The organism is Mesobacillus maritimus, assembly GCF_019749255.1.
GTDB lineage: Bacteria > Bacillota > Bacilli > Bacillales > Cytobacillaceae > Mesobacillus_B > Mesobacillus_B maritimus_A.
The window spans coordinates 35,923-47,012 of sequence record NZ_JACWFH010000043.1 but is presented as its reverse complement, the minus strand read 5'-3'; the positions used below and the strand labels follow the sequence as shown (position 1 = coordinate 47,012).

The window sequence follows — 11,090 nt, the reverse complement described above, 5'->3', positions numbered from 1 at the left end:
CCCCTGTGAGAGTAGGACGTTGCCAGGCAAAACGAAGAACAACCGATTAAAGGTTGTTCTTTTTTATGTTATTTTTTTAGTATCACTGTTATTTAATCTCGTGTGCAAACATAACGAATAGCCTTCTTGGGTTAAGGAAGCTATTCATAATAAATATGCAAAATCTTAAATCTCTCCTAGGGATAATCGTCCTTCTATTAAATGAACTCTTCTGTTAATCTAAGATACTCATGAATTGCTTCAATAGTTGGTTGAAGGGAGGCATCCCAGAATTTCCTCTCGCCAAGGTCTTGATTGAGATACGTTGCAGCTAATGTTTCAACATTCATTTTTCCTGTGTTCTGCAATAGGGAATCGTATTGTTCTAGGAATGACTCGCCTTGCTCTTTTGCTTGCGCATAAATTCCGTTACTGAATAAATACCCAATGGTATACGGGATATTGTAAAAGGCTAGTTCCGTACTAAAAATTTGAGGAATGGTCATCCAAAGGTAAGGATTATTTTCCGCTAAAGCCTCCCCATAAAATTCCTTGAACATGTTGGCCATAATACCTGAAATGTCTTCTGCAGTGATACTTCCTCGTTTTCTTAGTTCATACAGTTTTTGTTCGAACTCAAACATCCCTGGTACCATGACTTGATATTTCAAGCCATTTAAAATTTTGGTTTCTAATAAAAATAATTTCTCTTCCAAGGTTTGAGCCTGTGCAATGGCAGCATCTAATACCAAATTTTCAGCAAAAGTGGAAGCTGTTTCAGCCATGCTAGTACTCACTTCCTGTGCGAACGCTGGCTCATCCTGCAAGATAAAGTTATGGTAAGCATGGCCAAGTTCATGGGCAATCGTGACAATATCTTGGTAACTTCCGGTATAGGTTAAAAAGATTCGACTTTCTTTTTTTATTGGCATGTAGGCACAAAACCCACCATGCATTTTTCCTTTACGATCCTCCGCTTCAATCCAGCCTTCATGAAACGCTCTTTCAGCAAATTGCCCTAGTTTTTCACTGAATTGATAGAATTGATTGATTACAATCTTTGCGGCTTCGTCATAGGGAATGATTTTACTAGAATGGAAGCTAGGGCTTTCAGTATCATACCAAGCTAACTTATCAATCTTCATCACTTGTGCTTTCCGCTTATAAAAGGTATGTGCAATCTCTCTATTTTCTTTTATACTCGAGAGCATGGCGTGTACACTAGTTTCGTTCACCCGGTTCTGTTCCATCGATTCCTTTAAAACATTGTTCCAACCACGTTGTTTATAAACATCCAATCGGAAACCTATGATTCGATTGAGGATGGAGGCAAAAGAATCTGCTTTTTCGGCTAATCCCTTGACGACTACTTGACCAGTTTTTTGCCGGATGGAGGGGTTACTTGAAAAAGCCGCATAGCTTAGCGCCTGCCCAATCGACATTTCCTCTAATTCCCCGTCCTTCTCAACAGTGAAGCGAAGTTCGCCCATCAGTTGCTCATAATGGTCCTCCCAGCCAATAAATCCATTGACAGAGAGCGCATTGATGATTTTTTCGATTTCAAGAGGCAGTTTGTTCGCCACTCTTTGTTTCCGTTCTTCTAAATAGAACTGAACTTTTTGTATTTCCTTGTGTTGCATTAGCGCATGCCACTGTGAATACGAAAGGTTGGCTAACACTTGATCAACGTCAATCAACAAGGATTCCAAGCCTGCTTTTAGCGTTGAACTCTCCTCGATTAATTTAGATACATCAGGATCGTTAACATTCACGGAATATAAGCAGATTAAGAATTCATCTAGTTCAAAAGCTGCAAGCTTGTATTCTTGTACCTTTATCAAATATTCAACTAAATCGCCCCCATCCTCTAAGCCTTTGTACGTATGTAATTCTTTCTGTAAAACTACTAGTTCATCCTTTAACTGTAAGATAGTCTCTTCTAATTTAGTCGACGCTTTTCCACCTTTATAAAGGGAATCAAGGTCCCAATTCTCGCTTATTTTGGTTTCCATCGTAGTTATACCTCCTAAAAGTATGTATTATAAACAAGTATAGAATAGTTTTAATTTTCAAGCCATTGTAAGGACTTAACCAGAACCCTGGAAAGTGCTTTAAAATTCATCTGAATACATTATGATAAGGAGAGAAGAGGTACAAGTAGCCTAAAAGGTGATTCATCGTCAAGAGCTATCTAAGAATGTAACTAACCTTCATACGTTAGAGAGTTTTAGTAAAGAGGGATAAATGGTTATACTGGTTGGATAGGAGTGGATAATATGCAAAATAAACTACAAAAAATCACAACAAATTTATGGTTTGATCATGAAGCAGAAGAGGCTGCTAAGTTTTACACCTCCATTTTTAACAATTCAAAGATTAATAGGATTACTCGCTATGGGAATGAAAAAGTTATGACTGTTGAATTTGAATTAGAAGGACAAAAATTTGTAGGCTTAAACGGAGGGCCAAAATATAAATTTACCGAAGCCATCTCGTTTATCATCCATTGTGAAACACAGGAAGAGTTGGATGATTATTGGGACAAACTCTCTGAAGGTGGAGATGAAAAAGCCCAAGTTTGTGGATGGTTGAAAGATCAGTTCGGCGTATCTTGGCAAGTGATTCCTGCTACACTTAACGAAATGATGAGTGATGAAGACTCTAGTAAAGCGGAAAGGGTCATGAAGGCACTCCAAAAAATGAAGACGAAAATTGATATGGAGGCTTTAAAACAAGCATATGAAGGATAACCATAATTAAACTGGTTTTTTCAAAGGGTGTATATTAAACTAAATTTTTGGTGGTAAAAAATGAAAGAGTTTTGAAATATCTTTATATCTTAGCATTCCTTCTTTATACATATAGCTTCTATGCTCTCAAGCAGTCTAGAACTAAAACTGGGACAAAATCCTCATCTCAGGAAAACGAAACTCTTTCTGAAAAGGAGATGAAAATGAATGACACAGGAATTTATTGAAGTGGTAAACGGAAGAGAGAACAACCTGAAAAATATTCATGTAGAAATTCCAAAGGGAAAGATTACGATTTTTACAGGGGTATCTGGCTCAGGGAAATCATCCATTGTGTTTGATACGATTGCTCAGGAAGCAGGACGTCAGTTAAATGAGACGTTCAGTAGTTTTGCCCGCCAGTTTCTGCCGAAATACAAGCGACCTGAAGCGGATGAAATGAATAATCTATCTACCGCGATCGTGGTTGATCAGAAACGGCTTGGTGGAAATGCAAGATCGACCCTTGGGACGGCGACAGATATTAACTCTCTGTTGCGACTGCTCTTTTCCCGCTTTGCACAACCACAGATTGGGTATAGTAATGCTTATTCTTTCAATGACCCGATTGGAATGTGCCCACATTGTGAAGGGATAGGGAGAACCATTACCTTAAACCTGGATGCTGCACTAGATAAGGAAAAGTCCTTAAATGAAGGAGCGATTTTACTCCCAGGGTTTGGCCCAGGAACTTGGCAATGGAAAGCATACGCCGAATCTGGGTTCTTCGACAAAGATAAAAAAATCAAAGAGTACACAAAAGAAGAATTTGATAAGCTGGTTTATGCCCAAGAGGAAAAAGTCGTTGTCACTTATCTAGGCGGAGAAATGAATAGCACCTACGAAGGCTTGGCTGTAAAATTCATGCGCCAGAATGTCAATCGTGATAAAGATACATCGAAAGCCGCTGAGAAGAAGCTTAAAGAGTTTACCACAACTGGGACATGCCCGAGCTGCGATGGGACACGCTACAATGAGAAGGTTATGTCTTCTAAAATCAAGGGATACTCCATTTATGACCTGACCGCGATGCAGCTGGATGAGCTCCAGAATGTTCTTCAAACATTCGATGAACTAGGTGCGAAACCGATTGTAGCTGGGATTCTAGAACGTGTTAAAAATCTTTGTGATATTGGCTTGAGTTATTTAACCTTAACAAGGGAGACGCCAACTTTATCAGGAGGTGAGTCGCAAAGGGTTAAGATGGTGAAATACTTATCGAGCAACTTGACGGGATTAATGTACATATTTGATGAACCAAGCACCGGTCTTCATCCCCGCGATGTATACCGGTTAAATGAGTTATTAGTTCGGTTGCGTGATAAAGGGAATACGATACTAGTCGTGGAGCATGACCCAGATGTAATCCAAATTGCTGACCATATCATTGATGTGGGTCCACATGCGGGTGCTAATGGTGGAGAGATTATGTTTAGCGGAAGTTACCAGGGACTATTGTCTTCTGATACCCTCACTGCACAGTATTTAACCAAGAAAATGGAAATCAATTCAAATCCCAGAAAAGTTCATGAGTTTTTGGAAAGTAAAAAAAGTAGCTTGCATAATTTAAAAAATGTCAGCTTACGTGTACCGAAGGGTGTATTTACAGTTATTACTGGCGTAGCAGGTTCTGGTAAAAGTACGCTTGTAAATGAAGTATTTGCGAAAGAGTATCCAGAGGCCATTCGAATGGACCAAAGCCCAGTAAACGGCAACATCCGTTCCAATCCGGCCACTTTTTCAGGAATTATGAATTCGATTCGAAAAGCGTTTGCTGATGCGAACCAAGTGGAAGCTGGGTTATTCAGCTATAACTCTAAAGGAGCCTGTGAAACATGTGGAGGAACAGGCACGATTGAGCTTAATTTATCGTTTATGGATAAAATGGAAATGGAATGTAGCGAATGCAAAGGCAACCGTTACAAAGACGAAGTGCTTCAATTTCTCTATAAGGGAAAAAATATTGTCGACATTATGGAGATGTCTGTCGCGGAGGCGGTGGAGTTTTTTGAAGCTAAAGACGTCCAGAGACAACTGAAAAGCATGGCGACCGTTGGACTTGGATATCTGTCTTTAGGACAACCGCTAAATACCTTATCTGGTGGAGAAAGTCAACGACTGAAACTCGCAAAAGAGCTAAATAAGAAGGGCAATATCTATATTTTAGATGAACCAACAACAGGTTTGCATCTTTCTGATGTCTCGAATATTTTACTTATTATTGAAAAATTAGTAGAAAAGGGCAATACCGTCATGGTCATCGAACACAATCTAGATGTTATTCGAAATAGTGATTGGATTATCGATTTAGGACCAGACGGTGGTACTGGTGGTGGAGAAATCTTATATGAAGGTCCGCCAGCTGGTCTAAAGAATTGTGAGCAATCGGTAACAGCACAGTATATATAATAGAATGAATGCCTGCTCCTAATTCTAGGGGCAGGCATTTTTGTTTTATGCTCCCGCAATTTTTAAAAGAACAGGAGCGGCAGTCTAATTAAAAAAGACGCTTTATAAACAGAGAGAGTGTAGCTTGAAAATGACCGGACACTGAAATTTTTCGATTAAGGTGTGGGTTCGGACAGAGCAAGGCAGAAAAATGAAAATAGAGTCCGAATGAGGTGCGGGTTCGGACAGAGGAAGGTAGAAAAATGAAAGTAGAGTCCGAATGAGGTGTGGGTTCGGACAGAGGAAGGCAGAAAAATGAAAATAGAGTCCGAATGAGGTGTGAGTTCGGACAGAGGAAAGGCAGAAAAATGAAAATAGAGTCCGAATGAGGTGCGGGTTCGGACAGAGCAAGGCAGAAAAATGAAAGTAGAGTCCGAATGAGGTGTGAGTTCGGACAGAGGTAGGTAAAAAAATGAAAATAGAGTCCGAATGAGGTGTGGGTTCGGACAGAGCAAGGCAGAAAAATGAAAATAGAGTCCGAATGAGGTGTGGGTTCGGACAGAGGAAAGTAGAAAAATGAAAGTAGAGTCCGAATGAGGTGTGGGTTCGGACAGGGAAAGGCAGAAAAATGAAATTAAAGTCCGAATAAGGTATGAGGTTCAAACAGAGCGTAGAAAAAACGAGTTTATAAAGGACTTGCTTAAGCTAATTAATTGCACCAACACCCATTTGAACGTATGATCATTTACAGGATTTGTTTGCTAGTAAAAAAGGGTAAGCATAAATGATTGTGTTAGGCGCAAGGTAAAATATGGAGCGATAAGAACGATAGGGTCTATGTAAGAACTATGCACCTAACAAGTTATTACTAACTAGGTTTGCGATAAATAACAGAAAAAAACATAGAAACAAGGTGAAACGTTTGAAAAAATACGGGATTGATCCTTCTAAAGGATTAGAGTTTGGCATTTATACATTGGGCGATCATCTGCCAAATCCGCTAACAGGAGAACGCATTTCAGCAGAACAACGGGTTCATGAACTTATCGAATACGCCAAGCTAGCCGATCAAGCGGGGCTAGATTTTTTTAGTGTAGGCGAGAGTCACCAAGATTATTTTGTTACCCAAGCACATTCTGTAGTTCTATCCGCGATTGCGCAAGCAACCAACAATATAAAAATAGGTAGCTCATCAACGATAATTAGCACGTCCGATCCAGTACGTGTGTATGAAGATTTCTCGACGATTGACTTAATCTCAAAGGGACGTGCTGAAATTATCGCCGGGCGTGCCTCAAGAGTTGGCCTTTTTGAACTCTTAGGCTATGACCTTCGTGATTATGAAGAATTATTTGAAGAAAAGTTTGAGTTGTTGATGAAAATCAATGAAGAAGAAGTGGTGAATTGGAGTGGGGAGTATCGTGCTTCCTTAAGAAATGCTAGAGTGATCCCTCGTCCACAAAAAGGATTTATTCCAATTTGGCGAGCTGTTGGAGGGACTCCAGCTAGTGCGATAAAAGCAGGCTATGCGGGTGCCCCGATGTTCATGGCACACTTAGGTGGTCCGGCTTCTGTTTTCAAACGGACCATCGATGCCTATCGGGAGGCAGCAAAAACGAGAGGGTTTGATCCCGCTGAATTGCCTGTTGCGACAGCTGGTTTCTTTTATGCAGCGGAAACTTCACAGCAGGCTCTTAAAGATATGTATCCACATATTAACGAAGGAATGAAGAAAACAAACGGAGCAGGATTTCCAAAACAGCATTTCGCGCAGGGCATCGATCCTCACAATATTATGAATGTCGGCAGTCCGCAACAAATCATTGAAAAGATACTCTATCAACATGAACTGTTTGGTCATCAGCGCTATATAGCCCAAATTGATTTTGGTGGAGTCCCATTTGAACGGTTAATGAAAAACATCGAGATCATTGGAAACGAAATTTTACCAGCCATTAAAAAATACACCAAAAAGGCGGAGGCATAAACATGAAGATTGTTGCGCTATCAGGCTCAAAGGTGGGCTCAAAAACGAGAACAGCGATGAATTATACTGTTCAAAAAATGTCTGATAAATACCCGGATGTCGAGGTAACCTTACTTGATTTAGCTGACTATGAAATTCAGTTTAGTGACGGTCGAAATTATTTGGAATATGAAGGAGATACTGGGTATGTTACCAAAACGTTAATGGAAGCAGATGCGATTATTATCGGCACCCCGATTTTCCAAGCATCGATTCCCGCAACGTTAAAAAACATTTTTGATCTATTGCCGCAAAATGCGTTTCGCGATAAGGTGGTCAGCATCCTTGTCACTGCAGGCTCTGCCAAACATTATCTGATTGCGGAGCAACAACTGAAACCAATTTTAGCTTACATGAAGGCACAAATTGTTCAAACCTATGTGTTTATTGAGGAAGCTGACTTTTACCGAAAAGAAATTACTAACCACGATGTGCTGTTTCGAATTGAGCGGTTGGTAGAAGATACGATTGTATTAATGGAAACCTTCACAGAAATTCGAGAAAAGAAAGAAGCAGAATATGATTTTTAACCAGGGTGCTGGAATGGAATAGGAAGGTATCACCAACCAATTATTTAGTGACTAACAGCTGTATAAACCAGCATTCAAATCCTTACTTTCTTACAGGAAGTAAGGATTTTTTGTTGAATAATTGTATCATTGAACTTTTATGAAATAGGAGAGGGTAAGATGTCGTTTCTAATGGTTAACAAAGAGTTTAAAACGGTTGGGTTAAAAGGGAGTGGAGAGTTTATTAACTTTGGTAAAGAGGTTCCTTTGCTTGCCAAACAACTAGTAAGCCGATCAAACGAAATCTTACATCCAACCGAAACGGAAATTGCCTTATTTGAGCCTAAAAAAGATGAGGAACATAAAATTGGTCAATATTATGTAGGATTAATCGTGATGGAAAAACCAAGCACAGTACCAACTGGAATGGAGTATTTGGAAACAAATGAAAGGTACATCACTACAAGAGGGAATATATTAAATTTGGGAGAACTTCATTTGAGTCTAGTGAATTGGGCCAATGAACAAGGGTATCAACGGGATTTGGAATCTTATATTATCGAGACCTATCACCCTATGGCAGGAGGAGGTGAAGAAGTACAGATTTTTTTACCCATTCAAGTCTAAAAGGCAAATTAACAATGTGCTTGTTTTGCGTCCACAACCATTTTTCCATTGTTGTTTAGAGTCTATATAAATTAGAAAACAAGGAGGTACATAAATGAACATGGAATTCAATGAAGGTTTTACGATAAAAATGGCTACGGATGACGATAGCACAAAAATTATTACCATGTTAAAACAGGTAGCTCTTTGGCTGAAAGAACATGATATCAACCAGTGGATGTTTCTATTAGAAGGTGGTGATGATGAAGAAATCGAACAAGCCATATCGAATCAGGAAACCTATATGGTCTTGAAAGATCATCATCTAGTGGCAACCTTTACCCTTTTATCTAAACCTAGTGATTGGGATCAGCATATTTGGGGAGACGACGTTTCCGCTAATTCGCTTTACCTACATAGACTAGCAGTGAAACCCACATATATGAAGAAAGGGTTAGGGAGTAGGATTCTGGCTTGGATACAAAACAATGTCAGGGATAAAAACTATCTTAAACTAGATTGTGTAGGAGACAATAAAAAGTTAAATTCCTTTTATAAGAATAATAAATTTGAATTTGTTGGTGTAACAGATGGACACAGCAAATATCAAAAGTGTATAACCACGTCCAATAAATCCTTTAACGAGTGAACAATCATAGTATATTTCATACAAAAAACTCGCCAATTCTGTGGCGAGTTTTGTTTGTTACGATTTGAATGTAAAAACAAATTTACAATGGTTGTCTCCGTCGGTTTTACAAGTGGTTCTTTGTACTTGGTCGGTGCCTACGACCTTTTTAAACATTTCTGTTTCACAGTGACACGCCATCTTGTATTCTTGGGCAACAGAATAAATAGGGCAGTTAAATTCGATCAGTTCAAAAGAGTGCTCATCAATCTGACTGGCACTTGCCATATAGCCTTTTTCATTTTGGATTTGGACGATTTCATTGAGTCTCTCCGGCAGTGATTTGGTTTTAAGTCTAGTAGAATATTCAGTAGTCAGTCGGTCTTCTCTTTTCTTGAAAAGAAGATGGATGGAATCTTCGCCATGAATTTCTTCGATATCTTTAAGGAATTCCAGTGTAATTCCTTCATAGTTTTTGGGGAAGACTTTCTCGCCCTTTTGAGTTAATGAGTATAGTTGAAGTGGACGCCCCATCGGTTGTTTCCTTTCTACCGAGAGGATCAGTCCATCTTTTTCTAAGGTTGCTAGATGCTTTCGCACGGCCATATGTGTAATCTGTAATTGTTCTGTAAAATCATTTACTGACAACGAAACTTCCTTTTTCAGTAAATCTAAAATACGGTCTTTTGTACTGGTTTTGGTAGTAAGCAACAAAAGTCACCTCGATTCTGTCTTCGTCTGTCTGTAAAACTAGCATTGCTATATGTTGTGTGTCCGTATATACGTTCATTAAGTATACTACATTGTATAAAAAGGGGAAAGAAAAGGCATCTCACGCATTCAGCAAAGTGAATAGATAATATTTTCCTGATTCTAGAAGCAAAACAATTGCTTAATCCAATTCTATGAGTTATTGTAAAAATATACTTTTTATACTCTTAAGTATAGAAAGGTAGTAATCTACTGGAGGGAAAATAAATGACTACATATTCATTACCAAAACTAGCATACGATTTTAATGCATTAGAGCCTAATATTGATCAAACAACAATGGAAATCCATTATGGTAAGCATCACCAAACGTATGTAAACAACTTAAACGCTGCCCTTGAAGGAAAAGCAGAACTTCAAGAAAAATCTTTGGAAGAGTTGCTAAGCAATCTTGATGAAGTTCCTGAAGCGATCCGTACAGCCGTTCGAAACAATGGCGGCGGTCACTTAAATCATTCTCTATTCTGGGAAGTAATTGCACCAGCAACAGAAAACAATGCTCCTACTGGAAAACTAGCAGAAGCAATTGAAAAAGCATTTGGAAGCTTTGAAGCTTTTAAACAAGAATTTACAAAAGCAGCAACCACTCGCTTTGGTTCAGGCTGGGCTTGGTTGATTGCAAATGAAGATGGTTCTGTTGAAGTAACAAGCACTGCAAACCAAGACAATCCAATTATGGATGGAAAAGTAGCAGTCCTTGGATTAGACGTTTGGGAGCATGCATATTACCTAAACTATCAAAACAGAAGACCAGATTATATCGCAAGCTTCTTCAATATTATCAACTGGGAAGCTGTTTCAAGTAAGTATGAAAATGCTTTAAGCTAAGTTTATAAAAGTGTAAAAAAAGCCGAAAGGAATGAGAGTTCCTTTCGGCAAAATCCTCGCACAAAGTGGGGATTTTTTTATTATCTATAAACACTATCACATGTATTAGCCTTTGGTTCATAATAACAATGTTGCTTAAATTGTCCTGAAAATGGTTGGTCGTACCAAGTTGGAGGGCAGGGACCATACGGATTAAAGTACCAAAGAGCGAATTTTGATGGATGCTCTCGCCAAAAGTCTAAGGTTTGCTTCGCTAATCGTTTTTCTGCAGTCCTGGCTCTGTTGTAAAAGACATTGCCTTTTTGGACAGCTTCAAAAGAATAATTGCCTCCTTGAACATGGAAAATGACTTGGGAAATGGTTCTTAGGTCCTTGAAATCTAAACAATCTGCTGCAGTACGATTCACAATCACGTTTCCAACCATTAACATTCCCATTTTCCCTTCACCCTCGGCTTCGGCCCTTAGCATTCTCGCCACTAGACTAACGTCAGTATCTGTATACTTTACTCTCCCCATTTACATCACCTCTAAAAGAATTGTATGAGGAAAGCCACCAAACATGTA

10 protein-coding genes are annotated in these 11,090 nt (G+C 39.1%); 7 read left to right on the top strand and 3 right to left on the bottom strand.

Features of this window, described 5'->3' with window-relative positions; translation table 11 throughout:
- Nucleotides 1-197 precede the first annotated feature (197 nt).
- Entirely contained in the window at nucleotides 198-1,991 is a 1,794-nt protein-coding gene (locus H0185_RS23580; RefSeq protein ID WP_221876019.1) for a M3 family oligoendopeptidase, read from the bottom strand.
- Nucleotides 1,992-2,255: 264 nt separating this feature from the next.
- Between H0185_RS23580 and H0185_RS23575 the strand changes: the two genes are divergently transcribed.
- From H0185_RS23575 to H0185_RS23550, 6 genes are all read left to right on the top strand, one after another.
- Nucleotides 2,256-2,729, top strand: a complete 474-nt coding sequence (locus H0185_RS23575; RefSeq protein ID WP_221876018.1) for a VOC family protein — start codon at nucleotides 2,256-2,258, stop codon at nucleotides 2,727-2,729.
- A gap of 207 nt (nucleotides 2,730-2,936) precedes the next feature.
- Nucleotides 2,937-5,177 carry an ATP-binding cassette domain-containing protein gene (locus H0185_RS23570; RefSeq protein WP_221876017.1) on the top strand — a complete coding sequence of 747 codons (2,241 nt, stop codon included), beginning with the start codon at nucleotides 2,937-2,939 and terminating at the stop codon, nucleotides 5,175-5,177.
- A gap of 901 nt (nucleotides 5,178-6,078) precedes the next feature.
- Nucleotides 6,079-7,143: an LLM class flavin-dependent oxidoreductase gene (locus H0185_RS23565; protein WP_221876016.1), complete on the top strand. Its 1,065-nt coding sequence runs from the start codon at nucleotides 6,079-6,081 to the stop codon at nucleotides 7,141-7,143.
- A 2-nt stretch (nucleotides 7,144-7,145) separates the two neighbouring features.
- On the top strand, nucleotides 7,146-7,712 hold the full coding sequence (locus tag H0185_RS23560) for an NADPH-dependent FMN reductase (protein ID WP_221876014.1): 567 nt from the start codon (nucleotides 7,146-7,148) through the stop codon (nucleotides 7,710-7,712).
- 159 nt (nucleotides 7,713-7,871) lie between these two features.
- Entirely contained in the window at nucleotides 7,872-8,318 is a 447-nt protein-coding gene (locus tag H0185_RS23555; protein ID WP_221876013.1) for an AraC family transcriptional regulator, read from the top strand.
- A 100-nt stretch (nucleotides 8,319-8,418) separates the two neighbouring features.
- Nucleotides 8,419-8,946, top strand: a complete 528-nt coding sequence (locus H0185_RS23550; protein WP_221876026.1) for a GNAT family N-acetyltransferase — start codon at nucleotides 8,419-8,421, stop codon at nucleotides 8,944-8,946.
- Nucleotides 8,947-9,003: 57 nt separating this feature from the next.
- Here H0185_RS23550 and H0185_RS23545 read toward each other — a convergent pair whose 3' ends face one another.
- Complete coding sequence (locus H0185_RS23545) at nucleotides 9,004-9,636, bottom strand: helix-turn-helix transcriptional regulator (RefSeq protein WP_221876012.1); 633 nt, start codon at nucleotides 9,634-9,636, stop codon at nucleotides 9,004-9,006.
- 267 nt (nucleotides 9,637-9,903) lie between these two features.
- Between H0185_RS23545 and H0185_RS23540 the strand changes: the two genes are divergently transcribed.
- Nucleotides 9,904-10,524, top strand: a complete 621-nt coding sequence (locus tag H0185_RS23540; protein ID WP_221876011.1) for a superoxide dismutase — start codon at nucleotides 9,904-9,906, stop codon at nucleotides 10,522-10,524.
- Nucleotides 10,525-10,604: 80 nt separating this feature from the next.
- Here the strand turns inward: H0185_RS23540 and H0185_RS23535 are convergent, their stop codons facing one another.
- Nucleotides 10,605-11,042: a cell wall hydrolase gene (locus H0185_RS23535; protein WP_221876010.1), complete on the bottom strand. Its 438-nt coding sequence runs from the start codon at nucleotides 11,040-11,042 to the stop codon at nucleotides 10,605-10,607.
- Nucleotides 11,043-11,090 lie beyond the last annotated feature (48 nt).